Annotated in this window: 18 protein-coding genes; 9 read left to right on the top strand and 9 right to left on the bottom strand. The window is 64.8% G+C overall.

All coding sequences use genetic code 11. The features are described from left to right. Positions 1-297 precede the first annotated feature (297 nt). A complete protein-coding gene (locus V6Z91_RS23170; protein WP_338761760.1) occupies positions 298-2,301 on the top strand; it encodes an LTA synthase family protein in 2,004 nt (667 codons plus the stop codon). Here the strand turns inward: V6Z91_RS23170 and V6Z91_RS23175 are convergent. After that, on the bottom strand, positions 2,283-2,747 hold the full coding sequence (locus V6Z91_RS23175) for a type VI secretion system tube protein Hcp (protein ID WP_338761762.1): 465 nt from the start codon (positions 2,745-2,747) through the stop codon (positions 2,283-2,285). The two genes, V6Z91_RS23170 and V6Z91_RS23175, sit on opposite strands and share 19 nt — an antisense overlap. Before the next feature lie 284 nt (positions 2,748-3,031). Between V6Z91_RS23175 and V6Z91_RS23180 the strand changes: the two genes are divergently transcribed. Continuing rightward, positions 3,032-4,480 (top strand): Gfo/Idh/MocA family oxidoreductase, encoded by a 1,449-nt coding sequence (locus V6Z91_RS23180; RefSeq protein WP_338761765.1) that lies wholly within the window; start codon positions 3,032-3,034, stop codon positions 4,478-4,480. Between the two features lie 25 nt (positions 4,481-4,505). On the opposite strand, the gene V6Z91_RS23185 is transcribed toward V6Z91_RS23180, so the two are convergent. After that, positions 4,506-6,080: a TerC family protein gene (locus V6Z91_RS23185; protein WP_338761767.1), complete on the bottom strand. Its 1,575-nt coding sequence runs from the start codon at positions 6,078-6,080 to the stop codon at positions 4,506-4,508. A gap of 143 nt (positions 6,081-6,223) precedes the next feature. On the opposite strand from V6Z91_RS23185, the gene V6Z91_RS23190 reads away from it, so the two are divergent. Together V6Z91_RS23190 and V6Z91_RS23195 are read left to right on the top strand one after the other, a co-directional pair. Beyond that, the gene (locus tag V6Z91_RS23190; RefSeq protein ID WP_338761769.1) at positions 6,224-8,194 is read left to right on the top strand and encodes a U32 family peptidase; all 1,971 of its coding nucleotides are present in this window, start codon (positions 6,224-6,226) and stop codon (positions 8,192-8,194) included. A gap of 193 nt (positions 8,195-8,387) precedes the next feature. Continuing rightward, positions 8,388-9,458: a M35 family metallo-endopeptidase gene (locus V6Z91_RS23195; protein WP_338761771.1), complete on the top strand. Its 1,071-nt coding sequence runs from the start codon at positions 8,388-8,390 to the stop codon at positions 9,456-9,458. 3 nt (positions 9,459-9,461) lie between these two features. Here V6Z91_RS23195 and V6Z91_RS23200 read toward each other — a convergent pair whose 3' ends face one another. Next, the gene (locus V6Z91_RS23200) at positions 9,462-9,980 is read right to left on the bottom strand and encodes a hypothetical protein (protein ID WP_338761773.1); all 519 of its coding nucleotides are present in this window, start codon (positions 9,978-9,980) and stop codon (positions 9,462-9,464) included. 215 nt (positions 9,981-10,195) lie between these two features. Here V6Z91_RS23200 and V6Z91_RS23205 point away from each other — a divergent pair, with 215 nt between their 5' ends. Then, positions 10,196-10,741: a gamma carbonic anhydrase family protein gene (locus V6Z91_RS23205; RefSeq protein WP_338761775.1), complete on the top strand. Its 546-nt coding sequence runs from the start codon at positions 10,196-10,198 to the stop codon at positions 10,739-10,741. After that, positions 10,738-11,226 carry an arsinothricin resistance N-acetyltransferase ArsN1 family B gene (locus tag V6Z91_RS23210; RefSeq protein WP_338761777.1) on the top strand — a complete coding sequence of 163 codons (489 nt, stop codon included), beginning with the start codon at positions 10,738-10,740 and terminating at the stop codon, positions 11,224-11,226. The genes V6Z91_RS23205 and V6Z91_RS23210 overlap by 4 nt, the downstream gene beginning before the upstream one ends. Positions 11,227-11,242: 16 nt before the next feature. Here the strand turns inward: V6Z91_RS23210 and V6Z91_RS23215 are convergent, their stop codons facing one another. Further along, the gene (locus V6Z91_RS23215) at positions 11,243-12,073 is read right to left on the bottom strand and encodes a M48 family metallopeptidase (protein WP_338761779.1); all 831 of its coding nucleotides are present in this window, start codon (positions 12,071-12,073) and stop codon (positions 11,243-11,245) included. A gap of 152 nt (positions 12,074-12,225) precedes the next feature. On the opposite strand from V6Z91_RS23215, the gene V6Z91_RS23220 reads away from it, so the two are divergent. Both V6Z91_RS23220 and V6Z91_RS23225 read left to right on the top strand, forming a co-directional pair. Beyond that, a complete protein-coding gene (locus V6Z91_RS23220) occupies positions 12,226-12,717 on the top strand; it encodes a hypothetical protein (protein ID WP_338761782.1) in 492 nt (163 codons plus the stop codon). A 21-nt stretch (positions 12,718-12,738) separates the two neighbouring features. Next, on the top strand, positions 12,739-15,165 hold the full coding sequence (locus V6Z91_RS23225) for an EAL domain-containing protein (RefSeq protein ID WP_338761785.1): 2,427 nt from the start codon (positions 12,739-12,741) through the stop codon (positions 15,163-15,165). 151 nt (positions 15,166-15,316) lie between these two features. Here the strand turns inward: V6Z91_RS23225 and V6Z91_RS23230 are convergent, their stop codons facing one another. Together V6Z91_RS23230 and fusA are read right to left on the bottom strand one after the other, a co-directional pair. Next, complete coding sequence (locus V6Z91_RS23230) at positions 15,317-15,880, bottom strand: SRPBCC family protein (RefSeq protein ID WP_338761788.1); 564 nt, start codon at positions 15,878-15,880, stop codon at positions 15,317-15,319. A gap of 527 nt (positions 15,881-16,407) precedes the next feature. Further along, positions 16,408-18,516: an elongation factor G gene (gene fusA, locus V6Z91_RS23235; protein WP_338761791.1), complete on the bottom strand. Its 2,109-nt coding sequence runs from the start codon at positions 18,514-18,516 to the stop codon at positions 16,408-16,410. 165 nt (positions 18,517-18,681) lie between these two features. Here fusA and V6Z91_RS23240 point away from each other — a divergent pair, with 165 nt between their 5' ends. Continuing rightward, positions 18,682-19,752 carry a phospholipase A gene (locus V6Z91_RS23240; RefSeq protein ID WP_338761794.1) on the top strand — a complete coding sequence of 357 codons (1,071 nt, stop codon included), beginning with the start codon at positions 18,682-18,684 and terminating at the stop codon, positions 19,750-19,752. Position 19,753: 1 nt separating this feature from the next. On the opposite strand, the gene V6Z91_RS23245 is transcribed toward V6Z91_RS23240, so the two are convergent. From V6Z91_RS23245 to V6Z91_RS23255, 3 genes are all read right to left on the bottom strand, one after another. Then, on the bottom strand, positions 19,754-19,951 hold the full coding sequence (locus tag V6Z91_RS23245; protein ID WP_338761797.1) for a hypothetical protein: 198 nt from the start codon (positions 19,949-19,951) through the stop codon (positions 19,754-19,756). A gap of 259 nt (positions 19,952-20,210) precedes the next feature. Beyond that, positions 20,211-21,128 (bottom strand): methyltransferase domain-containing protein, encoded by a 918-nt coding sequence (locus V6Z91_RS23250; protein WP_338761799.1) that lies wholly within the window; start codon positions 21,126-21,128, stop codon positions 20,211-20,213. Between the two features lie 327 nt (positions 21,129-21,455). Further along, positions 21,456-22,469, bottom strand: a complete 1,014-nt coding sequence (locus V6Z91_RS23255; RefSeq protein ID WP_338761801.1) for an IS110 family transposase — start codon at positions 22,467-22,469, stop codon at positions 21,456-21,458. Positions 22,470-22,643 lie beyond the last annotated feature (174 nt).

Consider the following 22,643-nt stretch of genomic DNA (forward strand, 5'->3'; position numbering starts at 1 on the left):
CAGTCTTTCCTTCATCGGCGGTTGCGCGGCATGGGGGCTGGGAAACCTCTTTATAGCCCGATATCGCCGGTCCGGCATTGTAATCGTGTTCGGATTGCAACGAAAACAACATGATCGCGGTGCCGCGGGCGGTAACACATCCCTCCGGCCGGCCGGCGCTCGCCTGGACGCGGCTTGCGGATCGCTAGCTTTAACGGTACCTTAACGGCCGCTTAACTCATCCGCGACACCCCTTCCGTTAACGTGCGTCGTTTCGACATGCCCCAGGGCCGCGCCACGGACCCACCAATATCGCCCATGCGCCAAACCGCTAGCCACGCACGAACGGACCTGCCATCACTCCCCCCAGCCGCAGCCCCGGCGCGCTGGCGGGACTACATCGGTCCATACCTGAACCTGTTCTACCTGCTCGCCGCCGGCCTCGCGATCCTGTCGCTGTCGCGCGCCGCCCTCGTCGCCTGGCAGCACCAGCGCGTGTCGGCGGCCAGGCTCCTCGGCGAGATCTTCGTGCAGGGCGTGCGCGCCGACCTGATCGTGCTGGGCTACTTCATCGCCGTGCCGGTAGCGCTCGCACCCTTGCTGGCGCACCGGCGCACCGCGCGGCTCTGGACGCGCCTCACGGCATGGTGGACCACCGCCGCACTGGTGTTCATCGGCTTCATGGAGCTGGCCTCGCCGCAATTCATCCTGCAATACGATACGCGGCCGAACCGGCTGTTCATCGAGTACCTGGGCTACCCGGCCGAAGTGTTCGGCACGCTGTGGCAAGGCTACCGCTTCGTGCTGATCGCCACGGTCGCCGCGACGATCGCGCTCGGCATGCTGGTGCACCGCGCCGTGCGGCGCGGTTCCGTGCACATGAGGCTGTGGCCGGCGAAGAAGCTGCTCCTCACCTGGCCGCTGCTGATGCTGCTCGTGGTGCTGCAGATCCGTTCGACGACGGCGCACCGCCCGGCCAATCCGGCCTTCTTCGCGCTCTCGGGAGACGCGCTGGTCAACTCGCTCGTCATCAATTCCGCCTGGTCGGTGCTCGATGCCATCGGCTCCATGCGCAAGGAAGCCAGGTCGTCGGAAATCTACGGCAAGTTTCCAAGGGAGAAAGTACTGGCGGAAGTGAAAGCGGCGCCGTGGCTGCGCGACTATCGCTATCCGTCGGCGGAACTGCCCACGCTGCACCGCCAGCAGGCCGCCTACCAGCGTGCCAGGCCCCTCAACCTCGTCATCGTCCTGGAAGAAAGCCTGGGTGCCACCTTCGTGCCGTCGCTGGGCGGCCTGCCGGTGACGCCGGAGCTGGACAAGCTCAAGGAGCAAGGCTGGTGGTTCGAGCGGCTGTATGCCACGGGCACGCGCTCGGTGCGGGGCATCGAGGCGGTGGTGTCCGGCTACGCGCCCACGCCGGCACGCAGCGTCGTGAAGCTGTCGCTGGCGCAGCGCGATTTCTATACGCTCGCGCTGGGGCTGGGCAAAGAGGGGTATGCGACCGAGTTCGTGTATGGCGGCGAAGCGCATTTCGACAATATGCGCGGTTTCTTCACCGGCAACGGCTTCCAGAACGTCGTGGACCGCCGCGCCATGCAGCCCCGCTTCGAGGGCAGCTGGGGCGCCTCCGACGAAGACCTGTTCGACAAGTCGCTCGAACGGCTGAAGGCCCTGCACGCCCAGGGCAAGCCGTTCTTCAGCCTGATCTTCACGTCGTCGAACCATGAACCGTTCGAGTTCCCGGACGGCAAGATCGCCCTGCACGATCCCGTGAAGGCCAGCGTGAACAACGCGGTGAAGTATGCCGATTTCGCGCTCGGCAAGTTCATCCGCGCGGCGCAACGGGAGGATTACTGGCGCGATACGGTGTTCCTGATCGTGGCCGACCACGACACCCGCGTCTATGGCGACAGCCTCGTACCGGTCAATAAGTTCCATATTCCCGGCCTGATCCTCGGCGCTGACGTGCAACCGAAGCGCATCCGCACGCTGGCCAGCCAGATCGACCTGGCACCCACGCTGCTGTCGCTGATCGGCGTGTCGAGCGAACACCCGATGATCGGTCGCGACCTGGCACGGGACAGCGCCACCCCGGGCCGCGCCATGCTGCAGTTCGATAACTATTTCGCCTGGCTGGAGGACGATTCCGTGACGATCCTGCGCCCGGACCAGGCGCCGCTGGCCGGCCGGTACGACGCTGCCACGGGGGCGCTGGCACTCACGCAGGCACCACCGGCCCAACCGCTCGTCGATCGTGCGATGGCGCACGTGATGCTGCCGTCGCTGCTGTACCGCGAGCAGCGCTATCGGCTGGCGCCCTGAGCGGGCCCGTCAGCCCGCATTCCGCCCTGCCAGGCGAACGTCTCGTCCGGCTCACCCATGTCCGTCAGCTGCGTCAGCCGGGCATGGGCGAACGTCAGCACCACGGTTTCCATCATTTCCGTGCCGCGCCGCGGGCCGGTCGCCACGTGCGCAACCAGCACGTCTTCCAGGACGATCTCGTAGCACCGGGTCCGTTCGCCGCGCGCCCCGGTCCGCACGAAATCGAAGCGCGCTCCCGCCAGGCGGCTGGCGCCAATGCATAGCCGCGCCAGCGCTGTCGATGCGGCATCGCGGGACTTCACGAAACGGATTTCCGATACACCGCCCGGCACGCTGGGCCCGCGCAGCGACCAGCTGACCGAATCGCAATCGATCCAGTGTTCGTACCCGCTCTCCGCGCAGCTGCCCGGGGCGCCGTCGATCCGCAGGTAAGAGTGCATCGTCATGAACGCCTCCATCTGATGGCTGGGATGCTGCTGGTTCATTTCTACGACTACCAGGATGATAGCGCTATTTGACCGCAAGGCTTGAAAAAATTATATCCACGCCGTTCGTTGCCACCCGCGCCCGGCTTCGATCATCACCGTGATTGGTCCGTCCAGTTCGCGCAACCGGTCTTGCCACCCTGATCAATTGGACCTACCATCGGCATAGCCGCCGCCAAACAGAACTAGAACTCGCGACAGACGAGTGCCGGCGTAGCCTACCTATCTACAATGGAGACACTTCGATGAGCGAAAACAATGCCGGCCCGATCGACCGCCGCACCGTACTGAAGGCCGCCGGCGCGGCCGCGATCATGCTGGCGACCAGCGCCTTTGCCGCCGTACCCCGCAAGCGCTACGCCGTGGTCGGCGTGGGCTCGCGGGCCCGGATGTTCACCGGCGCCATCACCGGGAAGTACCGCGACGGCAACGAGATCGTGGCGGTCTGCGACAGCAATCCCGGCCGGGCCGCGCTGGCCGTGCGCACGATCGGCGCCACCGGCGCCAGCCAGCCGCGCGCCTACAAGGCTGCCGACTTCGACCAGATGATCCGGGAGACGAAGCCGCAATACGTGATCGTCACGACACCCGATGCGAACCACGACGACTACATCGTGCGGGCGCTGGAAGCCGGCTGCGACGTGATCACGGAAAAACCGATGACGACGACGGCCGCGAAAGCCCAGCGCATCCTCGACGCCGTGCAGCGCACCGGCCGCCATATCCGCGTCACCTTCAACTACCGCTACACGCCGCCGCGCTCGCAGGTGAAGGATATCCTCATGAGCGGCGAGATCGGCGACGTGCTGTCGGTCGATTTCACCTGGTTGCTCAATACCGTGCACGGCGCCGACTATTTCCGCCGCTGGCACAGCAACAAGGCGATGTCCGGCGGGCTGATGATCCACAAGTCGACCCACCATTTCGACCTGGTGAACTGGTGGCTGGGCGCCCAGCCCGAACTGGTGCACGCGTTCGGTTCGCGCCAGTTCTACACGCCCGCCACGGCCAAGCGCATGGGCCTGGCCGGCGCCCACGAGCGCTGCCTTACCTGCCCGGAAAAGCAGAAATGCACGTTCTACTTCGACCTCGCGGTCGATCCCGGCCTGAAGGCCCTGTACCTCGACAACGAGAAGCACGACGGCTACTACCGCGACCAGTGCGTGTGGCGCCCCGAGATCAATATCGAGGACACGATGAACGTGATGGTCCGCTACGACAACGGCACGCAGCTGACCTATGCGCTGTCCGCCTACGATGCGTGGGAGGGTTACCACGTGGCCTTCAACGGCACCAAGGGCCGGCTGGAACACCGCATCGTGGAACAGGTGGGCGCGGCCGGCGCGGCCGAGGTGCAGAGCCGCAGCGACCAGGTGCAGACGCGCGTGATTCCGCTGCGCGGCGCTGCGCGCGACATCGAGCCCTGGACGGGCACCGGCGGCCATGGCGGCGGCGATGCGGTGATGCTGGAGGAAATCTTCGGCACCGCCCCGGCGGACAAGTACAAGCGCATGGCCGACGAACGCTCCGGCGCCTATTCGATCCTGATCGGCGTGGCCGCCAACCAGTGCTTCGAGACCGGCCAGTCCGTCAAGATCGCCGATCTCGTTACCGGCCTCGCGCCGCCGGACCGGGCGCCGATGCCAACGCGCGAGATGCCGGTGCCGATGCCGCTACGGCGCAAGATTCCCTGAGCGGCCCGGGGCGAAGCGGTCGTTTCTAGACCCTCGTCGCCGGCGCTTTCGCGGCGGCGGTGGCATCGACGCGGCTGACCAGCACCATGGCGATGCGCCGCTCCCGCACCTCGGCCACCTCCAGCCGCAGATCGTCCAGCGCCAGCACCTGGCCCACTTCGGGCATGCTGCCCAGGCGTTCCAGCATGAAGCCGGCGAGCGACGTGTATTCGTCGGTGGCAACGCCCAGCGCGTCCGATTCCAGCACCTGCTGCAGGTAATGCAGGTCGGCGCCGCCATCCACGCGCCAGCGGCCGTCGCCCAGGTGCTGTACCACCGGCTGCTCATCCTCGTCGGGGAATTCGCCGGCGATCGCTTCCAGGATGTCGATCGGCGTCACCAGCCCCTGGATGGTGCCGTATTCGTCGGCGATCAGCACCAGCTGGCCGTGCGAGCGCTTCAGCGTCTCCATCACTTGCAGTACGCCGGCCGTATCGGGCATCACGATGGGCGGGCGGATGCTGCGCGCCGGGTCGATGTGGCCGTCTTCCGCAAGGTCCGCGATCACGTCCTTCGCGCGCGCAACGCCAACAATATTGTCCAGCTGCCCCCGCCCGGCCGGGTAAAAGCTGTGCGGGGCATCGAGCAGCTGGGCACGGATCGAGGCGGCGTCGTCGTCCAGGTCGACCCAGGAGATGTCGGAGCGCGGTGTCATGATCGAGCGCACGGGCCGCTGCGACAGGCTGAGCACACCGCTGACCATGTGCCGTTCCGCCGACTCGAACGTGGGCGGGTCCGCATTCTCGCGCGCCGCCGCCGCCGGCGCGGGGCCGGCATCATCGGTCTTTTCGCCCATCAGCCGCAACACGGCATTGGCCGTGCGCTCGCGCAGCGGCAGGTGTTCCTGCTGCCGCAGGAAATTGCGCCGCGCCAGCTGGTTCAGCGCCTCGATCACGACCGAGAAGCCGATTGCCGCGTACAGGTAACCCTTCGGGATATGGAAGCCGAAGCCCTCCGCGATCAGCGACAGGCCGATCATCAGCAGAAACGACAGGCACAGCACCACCACGGTCGGGTGGGCGTTGACGAAGCTCGTCAGCGGCTTAGAGGAAAACATCATCACGGCCATCGAGACGATGACGGCGGTGATCATCACGGCCAGTTCGTCGACCATGCCGACCGCCGTGATGACGGAATCGAGCGAGAACACGGCGTCGAGCACGATGATCTGGCCGACCACGGCGGCAAAGCTGGCATAGGTCACCGGGCCGCTCCTGGCATGTACCTGCCCCTCGACCCGCTCGTGCAATTCGATGGTGGCCTTGAACAGGAGAAAGATGCCGCCCAGCAGCAGGATCAGGTCGCGGCCGGAAAATGCCATCGTGCCGACCGTAAACAACGGCTCGGTGAGCGTCACGATCCAGGAAATCACGCTAAGCAGGCCGAGGCGCATCAGCAAGGCCAGCGACAAGCCCAATAGCCTGGCCTTGTCGCGCTGGTGCGGCGGCACCTTTTCGGCCACGATGGCGATGAAGATCAGGTTGTCGATGCCGAGCACGATCTCCAGCACGATCAGCGTCAGCAAACCAATCCAGATGTTCGGGTCAGCAAACCATTCCATGCCTGGCCTCCGCAAGTTGTCGGCTAGTCAATTGTAGGACAATGGCCGCTGCCGGGCCGCCCGGTAGCACGGAGCCCCGCCACCATGACAGCGGGGGCGCGCAAGGCTATAATCTCCGCCTTCGCCAGCCAGGAATGCCCGCCATGTCCCTCCTCGACCATCAACTCGAACTGCTGTCCCCCGCCAAAACCGCGGAGATCGGCCGCGAAGCCATCCTGCACGGCGCCGATGCCGTGTACATCGGCGGTCCGGCCTTCGGCGCGCGCCACAATGCGAGCAACCCTTTGGCAGACATCGCGGCGCTCACGCAATTCGCGCACCGCTACCGCGCGCGTATCTTCGTGACGATGAACACGATCATGCACGACAGCGAACTGGACCTGGCCCGCAAGCAGATCTGGCAGCTCTACGAGGCCGGCGTGGATGCGCTGATCATCCAGGACATGGGTCTGCTGGAGATGGATCTGCCCCCCATCCAGGTGCACGCCAGCACGCAGTGCGACATCCGCACCGTCGAGAAGGCGAAGTTCCTCGGCAATGTCGGCTTTTCGCAGCTGGTCCTGGCGCGCGAGCTGACGATCGAGCAGATCAGGAAGATCCGCGCGGAAGTCGATACGCCGCTCGAGTACTTCATCCACGGCGCGCTGTGCGTCGCCTTCTCCGGCCAGTGCTATATCTCGCACGCGGACACGGGGCGCAGCGCCAACCGCGGCGATTGCTCGCAGGCTTGCCGGCTGCCGTACACGCTGTCGGACAGCCAGGGCCGCGTGGTGGCCTACGAAAAGCACTTGCTGTCGATGAAGGACAACGACCAGAGCCGCAACCTGGAAGCGCTGGTCGATGCCGGCATCCGCTCGTTCAAGATCGAGGGCCGCTACAAGGACATGGGGTATGTGAAGAACATCACGGCCCACTACCGGCTGCTGCTGGACGAGATCCTGGAGCGCCGTCCCGAATTCGCGCGCGCTTCCAGCGGCCGCACCGAGGTGCTGTTCACGCCGGACGTGGACAAGAACTTCCACCGCGGCCATACCGATTACTTCGCCGGCGGCCGCCAGGACGATATCGGCGCGTTCGACTCGCCAAAATACCTGGGCGTGAAGCTGGGCACCGTGACCCGGCTCGGCGGCGACCACTTCGACCTGTTGACCGACGCGCCGATGGCCAATGGCGACGGCTTGAACTACATGGTCAAGCGCACCCCGGCCGGCATCCAGGCCAACAAGGTGGAAAAGCTCGGCGAGAGCGAGGAAGGCCAGCGCTGGCGCGTATTCCCCAACGAGCCGATGGCGAGCCTGACGGCGCTGAAGGTGGGCACGGAAGTGCACCGCAACCGCGACCACCAGTGGGAAGCGGCGCTGACCAAGAAGTCTTCCGAACGCAGGGTGGGCGTGCACCTGGCACTGTCCGACGGGGCGGATGGGCTGACGCTGACCGTGACCGACGAGGATGGCATCACGACGGCCACCTCCGCCCATCTGGCGCTGCAACCGGCCCAGCAGGCGGCGCAGGCGGAAGCGTCGCTGCGCACCAGCCTCGGCAAGCTGGGCAACACGATGTTCGAGGCCACGTCGGTCGAGCTGAAACTGGCGCAGCCCTGGTTCGTGCCGAACGGCGCCGTCAACGCGCTGCGGCGCGACGCGATCGCCGCCCATGAAGCGGCCCGCCTGGCGGCCTGGGAGCGCCCGCCCCGCAAGGCGCCGGCCGAACCGCCGGCAATCTACCCGGATACCCAGCTGACGTACCTGGCCAACGTCTACAACGAAAAAGCCCGCGCGTTCTACCACAAGCATGGCGTGCAGATGATCGATGCCGCCTACGAAGCCCATGAGGAACCGGGCGAAGTGCCGCTGATGATCACCAAGCACTGCCTGCGCTTCTCGTTCAACCTGTGCCCGAAGCAGGCCAAGGGCGTGCAGGGCGTGCAGGGCCAGGTGAAGGCCGAACCGATGACGCTCGTTTCCGGCAACGAGCAATACACGCTGCGCTTCGACTGCAAGCCGTGCGAGATGCACGTCGTGGGCGCGATGAAGCCGGGCATCCTGAACTCCCCGCCACCGTCCGCCGTGCCGTACAGCCCGCTGGTGTTCCACAAGCAGCGGCCGCGGGCCTGATCGGCGCCCTGCGAATGTCCAAAATTTAACATTCGAGCGTATTTGTTTGATTCTTAACGCAGCTGTTGCGGCTGAGCCGCAGCAGTGAGCACACACGATTTAACAATGTTGACTCGGCGCTAATCGCCATGTGACGATGAATTCTCACCGGGCCCATCCGGTGCTTCATTCACTTTCACTAGAGGAGTCGGCGATGAGGAAAATCGTGTTGATCGGCGGTGCGGTATTGGCGGCGGCATGGAGCATGTCGGCATTTGCGGCGCCGGGCGTCGTGGCGAGCGTGAGCGCGGCGAAGCAATCGCTGGGCCCGGGCGACGACCTGGTGGTGCGCGTCACGCTCACCAACACGGGCGACAAGCCGCAGCGCATGCTGAAGTGGCACACCCCGTTCGGCGCGATCGAGGAATCGCTGTTCGAGGTCAGCCGCGATGGCATTCCGGTCGCCTATGAAGGCCGGCACGTGAAGCGCGCGGCGCCGACGGCCGCCGACTACGTGGTGCTCCAGCCCGGCAAGTCGTATTCGGCCACGGTGGAACTCACGTCGCTGTATGACCTCTCCACCACCGGCGACTACGCGATCCGCTTCCGCACGCATGCGCCGGACGTGCCGTACAAGGCACGCGCCGACGCCGCGAAGGATGGTGCAAAGGGCGTCGCGGTGGACGACGCCGAGGACTTCGTGCAATCGGAAGCCGTGCAGGTGTGGATCGAAGGCACCAACCAGAAGCGGGCGCAGCCCGTGCCGATCGGCGAAGCCAGCCTCGCGTACAGCCAGTGCAGCGCGTCGCAGCAGTCCACCATCGCCTCCGCGTTCAGCGCGGCGAAGACGATGGCCAACGGCGCGAACACCTACCTGGCCGCAGGCACCGCGGGGACCCGCTACACGAAGTGGTTCGGCACGTACGACGCCTCGCGCTACGCCACGGTCAAATCGCACTTCACGGCCATCAAGGATGCGCTGGACAACAAGCCGGTCACCGTCGATTGCAGCTGCAAGGAGAGCTACTACGCCTATGTGTATCCGACGCAGCCGTACAAGATCTATGTGTGCAACGCCTTCTGGAGCGCGCCGCTGTCGGGCACCGATTCGAAGGGCGGCACGCTCGTGCATGAACTGAGCCACTTCAACGTGGTGGCCGGCACGGACGATTGGGCCTATGGCCAAAGCGCGGCGGCATCGCTGGCCAAGAACAACCCGGCGCGCGCCGTCGACAACGCCGACTCGCACGAATACTTCGGCGAGAACACGCCGGCGCTGCAGTAAGCGTCACCGCGCCACGCTGAACGTCACGGGCGGCGCTTCCAGCGGCATGCCGGGCGCGCCGGTGCCCGCCAGCGCCCGGGCATCGGCCACGTAGTGGCCGGCATAGGACACCCTGTAGTCATGCCGGCCCGGCTTGAAATCGTAGGCCGGGCCGATATCGATCACGTGCCGGTGCCGTTGCCCGGGTTTCAGGGCCAGGTAATCAGCGGCCGTGAGCGGGCCGCGCTTGACCATCGGGCCGACATACGTCACGGCCTCGCCCGTGACGGCATCCGTCACCGTGAAGACGTTGCCGAGCAGCCGTTCCATCGACGCGACCGCCCGCGGCACCAGCACGGTACGCTTGCCGCGGTTTTCCAGTTCCACCCGCAATTTCACCTGCCCCTGGCTGGCTGGCGCATCGAGCACCAGCAGCATGCCAACCTCCCCACCCGGGTTGCCCATCGCCTGCCCCCTCGCCGCCCCCAGCCCGGCCGCCACCATCGGCAAGACCGCCAGATATCGCCTGATCGTTCGCTTCATCGCCTCGCTCCCGCCTGCACTTGCGCGTTGATTTTCGTTCGTGCGGCAATCATAGCGCCATCGCCGCGGTGGCCGACGCGCGGCGCGACGTCGGCGATCCCTTCCCGCAACGCTTGTGCAGGGGGCCGCGGTTCGGCACAATGTCGATATCTGGACAAAAAGTCTCATCCATGCGCCGTCCAGGTCGCGCCCCCCAGTCCGACAAAGGAACCTTGATGCCCCTCGCAACTTACCTCGATGCCGCCCCCGTCCTCGCCGAACGCGTGTATGTCCATGCGTCGGCCCAGGTGATCGGCAATGTCCGCCTCGGCGCCGACGCTTCGGTATGGTGCAATACGGTGCTGCGGGGCGACGTCAACGATATCGAGATCGGCCGGTGCACGAACATCCAGGACTTCGCGATGTGCCACGTGTCCCACAGGACGCCGCAGAAGCCGCAGGGCTCTCCCCTCGTCATCGGCGATTACGTGACGATCGGGCACTCGGCGCTCCTGCACGGCTGCCGCATCGGCAACGAGTGCCTCATCGGCATGGGCAGCATCATCATGGATGACGTGGTGATCCCGGACCGCGTGATGGTCGGCGCGGGCAGCCTGGTGTCGCCGCGCAGCACGCTGGAGAGCGGCTATCTCTACGTGGGCAGGCCCGCCATGCGCGTGCGGCCGTTGACGGAGGCCGAAATCGCCTACCTGCGCTACTCGGCCGAGCACTATGTGCGGGTCAAGGACAACTATTCGACGTCGCGCGTGGAACAGGCGTGATCCGCGACGCCACCGCCGGCGATGCGGCCGCCATCGCTGCCATCTACAACCCCTACATCCTCGAGACGACGATCAGCTTCGAGGAAACGGCCGTGTCCCCGGACGACATGCGCTCCCGGATCGCCGGCGTGCAGGATGGCGGCCTGCCGTGGCTGGTGCTGGAAAACGCGGACGGTCCGATTGCCGGCTATGCCTATGCAACGAAGTGGCGTGTGCGACACGCCTACCGCTACTCCGTCGAGACCTCGGTGTACCTCGCAAGCGGCGCCTCCGGCAAGGGGCACGGCACCGCGCTCTATCTGGAATTGCTCCGGCGCCTGCGCGATGCCGGCTGCCATCTCGCCATTGCCGGCATCGCCCAGCTGAACCCGGCAAGCGTGGCACTGCATGAAAAGCTGGGATTCGTGAAGGTGGCCCACTTCGGCGAAGTGGGCTTCAAGTTCGGCCGCTGGCTCGATGTGGGCTACTGGGAATTGCGGCTTTGACGTTGCGTGCCCCGGCTTACTTCACGTTCGTCCTGGCGGGCAGCGCGGCCTGGTACAGCGGCGTTACTTTCGGCAGCATGGCCGTCAGGTCGCCGATGCGCGTCTCGTTCGACGGGTGGGTGGACGTGAATTCGGCCGACCGCTTCTCCCCCGACTTCTTGTCCAGCGCCTGCATCTTGCGCCACACGGCCACCGACGCTTCCGGCTTGTAGCCGGCACGGGCGGCCAGTTCCAGGCCCATCGCGTCCGCTTCCGATTCGTTCTGGCGCGAGTTCGGCAGCATGTAGAGGTAGTGCGCCACGGCGTTGGCCGCCTCGATCTGGGCCTGGCTGTTCGGCGCCGCCGCCAGCGCCGTCGTCGTCAGCGCGTTCTGCGCGTACGCGCGCGACACGCGTTCGCGGCCATGCTCGCGCAGCGCGTGGGCGATTTCGTGGCCCATCACGATGGCGATCTCGTCGTCGTTCAGCTTCAACTGGCGGATCAGGCCCGTGTAGAACGTGATCTTGCCGCCCGGCGCACAGGTGGCATTGATCACCGGCGCATCGATCAGCGCCAGTTGCCAGTTCCATTTCGCCGCATCGTCGCGGAACGTGCCGACGTGGGCCTGCAGGCGCGCGGCGATCTTCTTCAGGCGTTCGTAGTCGGCGCCCTTCGTCACCAGGCGGCCCTTCGACTGCGCTTCGCGGTTTTGCTGCGTGTAGTTCACCAGCGCCATCTGCTCCACCTTTTCGGCGGACACCAGCAGCAATTGCTGCCGCTGGACGCCGACCACGCCCGGCTTCGTGGTGGATGCGCAGGCCGCCAGGACCGAGATGGCGGCGGCGATCATGATCGTGTGCTTTTTCATTGCTACCTCGCTGAGATGTGGGATTCCCACTGTCAACGATTGCTGAAAGGCAGTCAATTTCAACCCAGCAATTGTTTTGTCTTCATCAAGGAGCGCGAAATGCTTGAGCAATCGCTATAATTGCCGCGCCATCAACAAATCGGGGAAAGCCCATGAACCATGCATTGCGGGGCGCCATGCTGGCGTCGCTGGCGTTTGCCGCCCAGGCCGCCCACGCCAACCCTTTCGGCGTCATCGAATCGCAGCCGCGCAGCGAGCTGTGGGTCAATCCGGGCTTTTATTCCTACCATTTCGACCGCGACAAGGGCCTGGACGACACCAATCCGGGCATCGGCGCCGAGTACCGTTTTTCCACGGTCGCGTCCGTCACGGCGGGGCGTTTTCACAACAGCGACCGGGCAATGTCGAACTATGCCGGCATTTATTACCAGCCTTTCTCGCTGGGCCCCCTGCGGCTCGGCGCCGTCATCGGCGCCTTCGACGGTTACCCGAAGCACAAGGACGGCGGCTGGTTCCCCGCACTGCTGCCCGTCGTGAGCGTAGAGTACGAACGGGTGGGGGTGAACTTTGCTATCGTACCGAAGTACAAGGATCGGCTGCATGGCGCGCTGACCATCCAGCTCAAGTTCAAGTTGATGGACTAGAGCGTCGTTTTCATTCCACTCATGAACAATATCGTCCCCCAGGAACACCAGTTACCCCAGGTCGCCAGCGCGCAGGACGAAGTTGCGTCGGAAGTTGCGTCGGAAGTTGCGTCGGAAGTGGCGTCCGACATTGCGCCGGAACTCGTCCGCCTCGCCGGTTATCTGTGCGGCAGCAAGGTACCGCCCGAGGCGCTGGCCGATGAGCGGTCGCTGCTGGCTTGCGCGCCGGCGGCGATGAGCGCCGAGCAACGCCAGGCGCTGGCGGACCTGGCGGCCGTGGCAGCGGCGAACGAGGAGCTCCGGCGCAAGCTGGCGCGCGCCGAGAGTTTCTTGTCCGGCTTCGCCGAACATTCGCCCTCCCCCCTGTGGATCAAGGACCGCCATGGCAGCTATGTGATGGGTAACGCCGCGCTGCACGGCTTCTTCGGCGTGCCGACCGTGGTCGGCAAGGACGACAGCCATTTCTGGCCGGAAGACATCCGCCACAGCCTGGAAGAACAGGACCGCGCCGTGCTCGAGAACGGCGAAACGATCAAGACGATGGAAACGTCGCACGACGGCACGCGACACTGGCTGGTGCACAAGTTCCCGATCGACGTCGACGGCGAGCCGTTCCTGGGCGGCAGCGCGATCGACATGACCACCGAGGTGGAAAAGGAACGCGCGCTGATCCGCCACGACAATTTCTACGTGCTGCTGTCGCGCCTTTCCGCCATCATCTCGCGCGCCAAGACGCTGGAGGCCTTGTGCCTTGATACGTGCCGCGTGGCCGCCCAACAGCCCGGCCTGGAGGTGGTGGTCATCAGCCGGGTCGACGAAGCCACGGGGGCGCTGGAGCCGTTCACCTCCGCCGCGCGCGACGGTACCGAGCATCAGTGGCAAGACCAGGACGGCGGCGCGGATGCCAGCACGGTCGCCGGCTGGTTCCTGCCCGAGCTGGCTGGCGCCGCCGTCGCCACCGGCTGCCTGCAATGCGCGAACCACCTGGCGAGCCCGCACCCGCGCGTGGCCTCGTGCATGGCGATTCCGCTGTTCGTCAACAACAAGTGCTGGGGCGTGGCTTCGTTTTACTCATACCGCCCGGAATTCTTCGATCACTTCTACCGCGAACGGGCCGGCGATATCGGCAATGAGCTCAGTTTCGGCCTGGAGCGGCTGATCAATGCCCAGGAACTGTTCCGGCTGGCCCGCACGAATGCGCTGTCCGGACTGCCCAGCCGCCTGCATTTCGACGAGGAAATTGCCGCGCTGGCGAGCGTGAACGCCAGCGGCACTGTCTTGCTCATCAACATCAACCGCTTCGACGAGATCAGCTCCGCGTACGGCAACACGGCGGCGATCGGCCTGATGCGGCAGGTGGCGCAACGCCTCAGGGACGAAGTGGCGGAGCGCATGGTGCTGTCCCACGTGGGCATCGGGCGCTTCGCGCTGTTCTACCCTGCCGACGAGGAGCGTTCGCCACGCGGCTATGCGCGCGACACGATCATCCCGATGCTGGAGGGCTCCTACCAGGTGGACCAGCAGAAGATCTGGTGCACGGTGAACGTGGGCGCCGCCATGCTGCCCGAGGACGGCACCAGCGCCGACGAGCTGCTCGTCAAGGCCTGGGGCGCGCTGGCCGGCGCGCGCATGCAGGAAGAGCAGATCGGCTTCTACGACCGCGACGCGGACCATGCGCTGGCGCGCCAGATCAGCATGGAGGCGGAGCTGCGCGAGGCAGTCGAACGGGGCGAGTTCGTCAACTTCTACCAGCCGAAGATCGACCTGAAGACAGGCAAGCTGGCGGGCGCCGAAGCGCTGGTGCGCTGGCGGCACCCCGAGCGCGGCCTGGTCCAGCCCACGGAATTCGTGCCCGTGCTGGAACGCAGCGGGCTCGTCACCCAGGTGGGGCGCAACGTGATGCAACGGGCGATGGAGGATTGGCGGGCATGGTATGACGCCGGGCTCAAGCCGCCCCAGATCGCCGTCAACGTGGCGCCGGCGCAGTTCCGCTGCGATTCGCTGTTCGACGACATCGAGCGCGCGCTGAACACGGCCGAGGCGCACCTGAAGCCCCTGTCCATCGAAGTCACGGAAAGCAGCCTGGTCTCGGACCACCGCCGCGTGGTCGACATCCTCAACCGCGTGCGCGAGCTCGAAGTTCCCGTGGCCATCGATGACTTCGGCACCGGCTATTCATCGCTGGCCTACCTCGTCACGCTGCCGGTGGACGTGCTCAAGATCGACCGGTCGTTTGTCGTGAAGATGACGCAGGATGCCAACTACATGGGGCTGGTGTCGACCATCGTCACGCTGGCGCACACGTTGGAGCTGAAGGTGGTGGCCGAAGGGGTGGAAACGGACGAGGAAGCCAAGCTGCTCAAGCTGTTGCGGTGCGAGCAGGGGCAAGGCTACCTCTATGGCCGGCCACTGCCGGCCGAGGAGTTCGGGAAGCTGCTGGGGCGCTGACACCCGTTTGGTGTCGGACACCTTTTCCCATGCGGGAAAAGGTGTCCGACACCGGTGTTCTCATGAGGGATCAAATACATCCCCGGAAAACCGGTGTCGGACACGGTTTCCCCTTGGGAAACCATGTCCGACACCAGGGTGTGGCCAACAATCAATGCGTTACCCGCGGGCTGTCCGGGCTGTGGATGGTGCCGCGCCAGGCGCCCGTTTCCTTGCCACGCGCCTCGATCATTTCCTTGAACTTCTTCAGGTTACCGCGCGCCTGCATGCCCACGGCGCCCACCAGGTCGCCGGCTGCCTCCACCGGGTCGGTCGGCGTATAGGTCAGCTCCAGCACGATCTTCGTGCGGGAGGCGCCCTGCGGTTCGAAGCGCACCACGCCGCTGTTCGGCGTGCCGGTGGTGCTGCGCCAGGCGATGCGCTTGTCCGGGATCTGTTCGGTGATCTCGGCATCCCATTCGATCGGCTTGCCGAGCACGTCCGCCTTCCAGTGCAGGCGCTTGTCGTCCAGCTGGCGGATTTCATGGACGCTGTCCATGAATTTCGGGAATTCCTCGAATTGCGTCCACTGGTCATAAGCCGTGCGCACCGGCACGTCGACCGTGATTTCTTCCCTGGCCGTGGAATTGTCCTGGCCTGCAGCCTTGCCCTTCAGGTATTTGGCGAGATAGGCGCTGCCGACGGCCACTGCCGCCAGCGTGAGTAGTCGTTTCATGGTTTTCTCCTTTGGTTCTTGCATCAGTTGCCATTGGATGGGATCGCCCGGGCGATGCCGCGCCGCGGCGCCGCGGGGGCCGAAACACGAATGTAGCCCCGTCCCGTCGGCGGGCCTATAGGTGTTCTTCCGGTTTCCATGTAGGTCCGATCCGGCACGATGTGCAAGTTTTTGTGCACGGCGGCACGCCCGATGCCTTGCGCCGATCGCGATCAGGCGGCAACTCGCCCCTTGGCGCGTTGCAGGGTTAACGTAACGGCTTGAACTGCGCAGAAGGTGAAGGTGGAGTACACGCTGCGGGTGTTCGCGGCAACGCTGCAGGCGTGAGGCGGCCGGCACTGTTGGCGCAGGGGCCGCCGCATGGTTCGCCGGCCGACACTGTTGGCGCCGCATGGTGTCGTGCATCTTTTCCGGGTGATTCTTCCGGAAAAGGTGCGCGACACCGGTGTTCGCCTGCCAGCGCCCAAGATCGGGCGCGGTCCGCATGCCGGCTGACCGGCGTACGCATCATCGGCCGCGCCAGTGCATCACCCCTTCACCTTCGCCGTCGCGATCTGGTCCAGGATATGCTTTGGCACGCCCGCATAGTGCTTGAATTCCATGGTGTACGTTGCCCTCCCCTGCGTCAGCGAACGCAGCGTGGTGGAATAGCCGAACATCTCGGCCAGCGGCACAAGCGCCCGCACCAGCTTGCCGCCGCCGCCGGGGATCTCGTCCATGCCCTGCACCATGCCGCGCCGCGACGTAAGGTCGCCCATCACATTGCCCATGAATTCCTCGGGCGTTTCCACTTCCACGTCCACGATCGGTTCCAGCAGCTCGGGGTCGGCGCGCCGCATGCCATCCTTGAACGCCATCGAGCCAGCCATGCGGAACGCGTTCTCGTTCGAGTCGACGTCGTGATAGGAGCCGAACGTGAGGGTCGCCCGCACATCCACCACCGGATAGCCGGCCAGCACGCCCGAGCGCAGCGTTTCCTGGATGCCCTTGTCGACGGCGGGAATGAATTCGCGCGGCACCACGCCACCCTTGATGGCGTCGACGAATTCATAGCCCTTGCCGTGCTCCAGGGGTTCCAGCGCCAGCACCACGTGGCCATACTGGCCCTTGCCGCCGGACTGCTTGATGAACTTGCCCTCGACGTCGGTCACCGGTTTGCGGATCGTTTCTCGATAGGCCACCTGCGGCTTGCCGACCGAGGCCTCGACGCCGAACTCGCGCTTCATGCGGTCAACCAGGATTTCCAGGTGCAGCTCGCCCATGCCGGAAATGATCGTCTGGCCCGATTCCTCGTCCGTATGCACGCGGAACGACGGGTCTTCCTGAGCCAGGCGCGACAGGGCGATGCCCATCTTTTCCTGATCGGCCTTCGTCTTCGGCTCCACCGCCTGCGAGATCACCGGTTCCGGGAACACCATCTTTTCCAGGATGATCACGTGCGCCGGGTCGCTCAGCGTGTCGCCGGTGGTCACCGCCTTCAGGCCGACGGCCGCCGCGATATCGCCCGCGAACACTTCCTTGATCTCCTTGCGCTCGTTGGCATGCATCTGCAGGATGCGGCCGAGCCGCTCGCGCTGACCCTTGGTAGGGTTGTAGACGGTGTCGCCGGAATTGACGACGCCGGAATACACGCGGAAGAAGGCCAACTGGCCCACGAACGGGTCCGTCATGATCTTGAACGCCAGGGCGGCGAACGGGTCGGCGTCGGTCGGGTGCCGTTCGATCTCGCGGTCGTGCTCGTCGTGGCCGGCGATGGCCGGCACGTCCACCGGCGACGGCAGGTATTCCACCACGGCGTCTAGCATCGCCTGCACGCCCTTGTTCTTGAACGCGCTGCCTGCCAGCATGGGCACGATCTCGCCGCGGATCGTGCGCTGGCGCAGCGCCGCCTTGATCTCGGCTTCCGTCAGCGTCTCGCCGTCCAGGTAACGCTCGGTCAGCTCGGGCGTCGCCTCGGCGGCCGCTTCCACCAGGTTGTCGTGCCATTTCTGCGCCAGCTCGCGCAGTTCGGGCGGGATGTCGCCGTAGCTGAACTTCACGCCCTGGCTCGCGTCGTCCCAGATGATCGCCTGCATTTTGACCAGGTCGATGACGCCCTGGTAATGGTCCTCCGCGCCGACCGGAATCTGGATCGGCACGGCATTGCCCTTCAGACGGTCGTGGATCTGCTGCCGCACGCGGAAGAAGTCGGCCCCAACGCGGTCCATCTTGTTGACGAAGGCGATGCGCGGCACCTTGTACTTGTTCGCCTGCCGCCACACGGTCTCGGATTGCGGCTGCACGCCGCCGACGGCGTCGTACACCATCACGGCGCCGTCCAGCACGCGCATCGAGCGCTCCACCTCGATCGTGAAGTCCACGTGGCCCGGCGTGTCGATGATGTTGATGCGGTGCTCGGGGAAATTGCCCGCCATGCCGCGCCAGAATGCCGTGGTGGCTGCGGACGTGATCGTGATGCCGCGCTCCTGTTCTTGCTCCATCCAGTCCATGGTGGCCGCGCCGTCGTGCACCTCGCCGATCTTGTGGTTCACGCCGGTATAGAACAGGATACGCTCGGTGGTCGTGGTCTTGCCGGCATCGATGTGGGCGCTGATGCCGATATTCCGGTAACGCTCGATTGGGGTCTTGCGGCTCATGACATTCTCCTTGGAGGACGCGGCCGCGCGGGTCGCGTCGAAAAATTGTAGCAGCATCGGCTTGCCCAGGCTTGGGAGGGCTTCCCTTTTTCAAGCGCAGCCGTGCGACTATTCCGCGCCGTCCGTGCTTATACTCGCGTGATGCCAAAAAACAAGATGATGACAATGAAAAAACACTTTGCCCCCTGCCTTTCGGCCATGCTGGCCCTCTTCCCTTTCGCCGTCTCCGCCCAGGAGGCAAGGCCGGAACTGGACAAGGACCTGGCACGCTGCGCGCTGCTGGCCGACCCGACCGAGCGGCTGGGTTGCTACGACTTGGTGGCGAACCGGCCGGCGGACGCGCCGCCCGCCCTGGCGGCGAACGGCACCGACCAGCAGCAAGGCGCATTCCCGGGCGGGCCGTTGGCGAAGACCGTGGAACCGGCCGCGCCGGCCGCCGTCGAGCCGATCGTGTCCGTGCAGGTGCCGCTCTGGGAACTGGACGGGGACAGCAAGCGCGGCGTATTCAATTTCCGCCCGCACCGCGACAATTACCTGCTGCTGGCGAACTACAGCAACAGCACCAACGAGGCGCCCTTCGAGGAAGTGACGCCGTCCGGCATCGATTCGAAGCACGTGGAACTGGCCTACCAGCTGTCGTTCAAGCTGAAACTGATGGAGACGATCGCCGGCTCGCCCGTCGACCTGTGGTTCGGCTACACGCAGCAAAGCTTCTGGCAAGCGTACAACCGCGATGAATCGAGCCCGTTCCGGGAAACGAACTACCAGCCGGAGATCATGGCAATCGCGCCGATCGGCAAGCGGCTCGGCGGCTTCGACTTGCGCTACGCGGGGCTGGGCTTCGTGCACCAGTCGAATGGCCAGGCGGCCACGCTGTCGCGCAGCTGGAACCGGCTGTACGCGGAGGTGGGCGGCGAATACGGCAAACTGGGCGTGACGGCGCGCATCTGGAAGCGGCTGGACAATTCGAAGTCGGACAACGACAACCTCGACATCACCGACTTCATGGGCCATGGCGACCTGCGGCTCGTCTACCGCGATGGCGGCAGCGAATATTCGCTGCTGGCGCGGCGGAACCTGCACACGGATCACGGTTCGTTGCAGCTCGGCTGGGCCTTCCCTCTGCGCGCCAACCTGAAGGGCTATGTGCAGTTCTTCTCGGGGTATGGCCAGAGCCTGATCGACTACAATTACTCGCAGATGTCGCTGGGCGCCGGGTTCCTGGTGGGCTTCTGATTCATCTGCGCCCGCCGCCCAGCACGCGGGCGGGCAGCATGACCACTGCGCGCAACAGTTCCAACACGGCATCGACACCGATGCCGATCAGCCGGAACGGCAACAGCAGCAGCCAGGCGACCGGGTACAGCAGCAAGGCCAGCAGGGCCAGCGGCCAGCAAAGGAACAGCAGGACCAACCACAGGATGAAGCTCGGCATGGCGTACTCGCGCAAGGATATATGGAGTGCACATGGTGCCGCCGGCGGGACTGCGCGGCAATGACCGCGCGACGGGTTGCCGCACGGCGCGACCGACCGTCGAAAAGCAGGGCCAGACGGTCGGGCGCAGGCAACGATCCACGATGGGATTACGCACGGCGCCACCGCTGTCGAAAAGTGGAGCTGAACGGTCAGGCGCAGACGACGACCCGCGACGGGATGCAGGATGGCGCCACCGCCGTCCAAAAACGGGGCTCGGTCAGGCGTAGGCGACGACCTGCGGCTGCAGCGCGGCGTGGTACATCACGCTGGCCGACAGGCGCGCCTGCAGCGACGGGATCGAGCCGCCCGCGCGGTAGGCGAACGCCACCTGCAGCACATCGCCCGCCTTCACTTCGACGGGACGCTCCAGGGGCAGCGCCATGTAGTGGTTCAGCCAGTCGATCGTCGTCGCCCGTTCCTGCACGACCGACAGGATGTTCTTCGTGATGAAGCGGATCGCGTTCACGGTGCCGTCCCGGTCGATGACGAACTTGCCTTCCCAGCTGTAGCTGGTGTCGTTGGGCTGCGTGAAGTCGATCACGGAATAGACGGCCGGCTGGGCCATCTCCACCGTGCCCGGCTGCGCGATGCCCGGCTGCTGGAACTGCACGATGGGCGCATGAAACCCTTCGAAGTCGTATTCCTGCTGCAGCGGCTGGGCCGCCATCAGCACGGCCTCCGGCAGGAAGACGGGCAGCGGTCCGCCGAACTTCTGCGCGTAGCGGCGCTTGAAGTTCTCGATGACCTCGACCTGCTTCTCGCGCAGCATGCCCACATGGATCATCTCGCAGATGACGACATCGACCGGCTCGGGCGGCAGGTATTCGAAGGCATCGGCATGGATCACCTCGACCTTCTCGCCGCAGCGGTTCATGGCCAGGAAACGGCGCGCCTCGGCCACCATGTCGGGATTGAAGTCGACGCAATACACCTTGTCCGCCCGTTGCGCGGCGAAGAACGACAGCGCTCCCGTACCACCGCCCAGCTCCAGTACCTTCATGCCCGGCTTCACGACATGGGTGATCGCCGCGCGGAAGTTGTGCATGCGGTTGGTATCCATCAGCAGGTTGTGATGGTAATGGACGGGGATGAACTGGCCCAGGTAGCAGCTTTCGAGTTCGCGTTCCGACAGCATGGTTTTTCCTTCTCGTGGCGACAGCGACATTATGGGCAACGACGCGGGCCGGCAAAACGCGGAGATTGGCGGGGAAAAAGGTCCAGTTCGACGGTTCAGCTCCAGGATGGCGACAAGCGCTATGGAAGAGCCCGTGTCATGGGGTCACGTATCATGGGGTCACGTATCATGGGGTCAGGCAGCGGGACACGAGCTCATGCGTACGATAACGATGGGCAGGCGCCAAGTACCCGCAAATCCAGCTACCCCCCGGGCAATTGTTGGCAGGGGGCCTGGCACCGGGACAACGCGGACCGTGCGCATTACCGTTGAGCTCGTGTCACGGGGTCAGATACCGTGTTCACCCGCAAGCCTTTTGCCCATGTGATTCGGGTCAAATGGCTTTCCTGAGCGGACGACGCCGTACATCTGGTGCACGAGCTTGCGCATGACGGCAGCGATGACAGCCATCTTAGCCATGCCTGTTGACTGCAGCCGGTTTGCAAATTCCCTTAACAGCGGGTTCTTTCTGATCGCTGTAAGTGCTGGCATGTATAGGGCTGCCCGCAGGTCGCGACAGCCCATTCTGGTAATGGTAGTCCTACCCCTCACCGAGCTGCCTGATTGCCTCTGGCGTGGCGTCACCCCAATGTAGGCCGCCAGTTCCTTGGCGCTGCCGAAGCGCCGCAGGTTCCCCACACGACCAAGTACCTTGGCCGCGGTCCCGCGGCCAAGGCCTGGGATCGACTCAATCAGCTCAGCATCGTGCCGGAGATCCGGATGCCGATCGATGTGATCATCGATATCGTTCTCCAGCTGCTTGATTTGTTTGTCCAGCCAATCCAAGTGCGTCTTGGCGTGAGCTGCCACCTCGGTCTGGTTTGCAAACTCAAGTGCTTCGATACGATTGGCCTGTTGCTGTCGAATGTCTTTCAACGATGCCAGATGCTCGTTCCAAGCCCTCAATTGCCGCTGCTCGTGCGAAGGGGCCTGCCAAAGCGCTGGGCTCATCGCTGCGCAGTATCGCGCAATGAGAGCTGCATCAGCTTTGTCGTTTTTGTTTCGGATGATTAGACTCTGGCCAAATCCTTTGATGCTGGCAGGATTGACGACGCTCACCTTCATGCCCATGTCGCTCAATGCCAGGGCAACAGGCTCGCTGTACACGCCTGTCGATTCCATGCAAATATGGACCGCATCGAGCGTAACATCCTGATTCTTCAACCACTTTATCAGCTCTGCGTAACCGTCCCTGTTGTTCGGAAGCACTTTGCTCTTGAGCTTCCCATTCTTCAGCAACGCTATATCCAGTTTGCTTTTGCTGACATCAATTCCTACTACTGGCGTGCCTACGAAATTCATTTGGTGACCACCCTCGTATGCAGGCTCGAAGCCTAAGATACCGTCCGGACTTAACAATGAAAAACAGGCAGAGGCGCCAATCTGACCCACAGGCTCTTGGCCTTAGACACCATCGACATCACTCTGCCTGGCCGTTTCCTTCAGCGGTAATTTTGCCAAAGATCCGACGGGATC

Origin of the sequence: Massilia sp. METH4, assembly GCF_037094685.1 — a bacterium.
Lineage (GTDB): Bacteria > Pseudomonadota > Gammaproteobacteria > Burkholderiales > Burkholderiaceae_D > Rugamonas.

What these genes read in the sequence shown, in the direction of transcription:
- V6Z91_RS23170 (WP_338761760.1), top strand. Translation starts at nt 298, where the DNA reads ATGCGCCAAACCGCTAGCCACGCACGAACGGACCTGCCATCACTCCCC.
- V6Z91_RS23175 (WP_338761762.1), bottom strand. Translation starts at nt 2,747, where the DNA reads ATGACGATGCACTCTTACCTGCGGATCGACGGCGCCCCGGGCAGCTGC.
- V6Z91_RS23180 (WP_338761765.1), top strand. Translation starts at nt 3,032, where the DNA reads ATGAGCGAAAACAATGCCGGCCCGATCGACCGCCGCACCGTACTGAAG.
- V6Z91_RS23185 (WP_338761767.1), bottom strand. Translation starts at nt 6,080, where the DNA reads ATGGAATGGTTTGCTGACCCGAACATCTGGATTGGTTTGCTGACGCTG.
- V6Z91_RS23190 (WP_338761769.1), top strand. Translation starts at nt 6,224, where the DNA reads ATGTCCCTCCTCGACCATCAACTCGAACTGCTGTCCCCCGCCAAAACC.
- V6Z91_RS23195 (WP_338761771.1), top strand. Translation starts at nt 8,388, where the DNA reads ATGAGGAAAATCGTGTTGATCGGCGGTGCGGTATTGGCGGCGGCATGG.
- V6Z91_RS23200 (WP_338761773.1), bottom strand. Translation starts at nt 9,980, where the DNA reads ATGAAGCGAACGATCAGGCGATATCTGGCGGTCTTGCCGATGGTGGCG.
- V6Z91_RS23205 (WP_338761775.1), top strand. Translation starts at nt 10,196, where the DNA reads ATGCCCCTCGCAACTTACCTCGATGCCGCCCCCGTCCTCGCCGAACGC.
- V6Z91_RS23215 (WP_338761779.1), bottom strand. Translation starts at nt 12,073, where the DNA reads ATGAAAAAGCACACGATCATGATCGCCGCCGCCATCTCGGTCCTGGCG.
- V6Z91_RS23220 (WP_338761782.1), top strand. Translation starts at nt 12,226, where the DNA reads ATGAACCATGCATTGCGGGGCGCCATGCTGGCGTCGCTGGCGTTTGCC.
- V6Z91_RS23225 (WP_338761785.1), top strand. Translation starts at nt 12,739, where the DNA reads ATGAACAATATCGTCCCCCAGGAACACCAGTTACCCCAGGTCGCCAGC.
- V6Z91_RS23230 (WP_338761788.1), bottom strand. Translation starts at nt 15,880, where the DNA reads ATGAAACGACTACTCACGCTGGCGGCAGTGGCCGTCGGCAGCGCCTAT.
- fusA (WP_338761791.1), bottom strand. Translation starts at nt 18,516, where the DNA reads ATGAGCCGCAAGACCCCAATCGAGCGTTACCGGAATATCGGCATCAGC.
- V6Z91_RS23240 (WP_338761794.1), top strand. Translation starts at nt 18,682, where the DNA reads ATGAAAAAACACTTTGCCCCCTGCCTTTCGGCCATGCTGGCCCTCTTC.
- V6Z91_RS23245 (WP_338761797.1), bottom strand. Translation starts at nt 19,951, where the DNA reads ATGCCGAGCTTCATCCTGTGGTTGGTCCTGCTGTTCCTTTGCTGGCCG.
- V6Z91_RS23250 (WP_338761799.1), bottom strand. Translation starts at nt 21,128, where the DNA reads ATGCTGTCGGAACGCGAACTCGAAAGCTGCTACCTGGGCCAGTTCATC.
- V6Z91_RS23255 (WP_338761801.1), bottom strand. Translation starts at nt 22,469, where the DNA reads ATGAATTTCGTAGGCACGCCAGTAGTAGGAATTGATGTCAGCAAAAGC.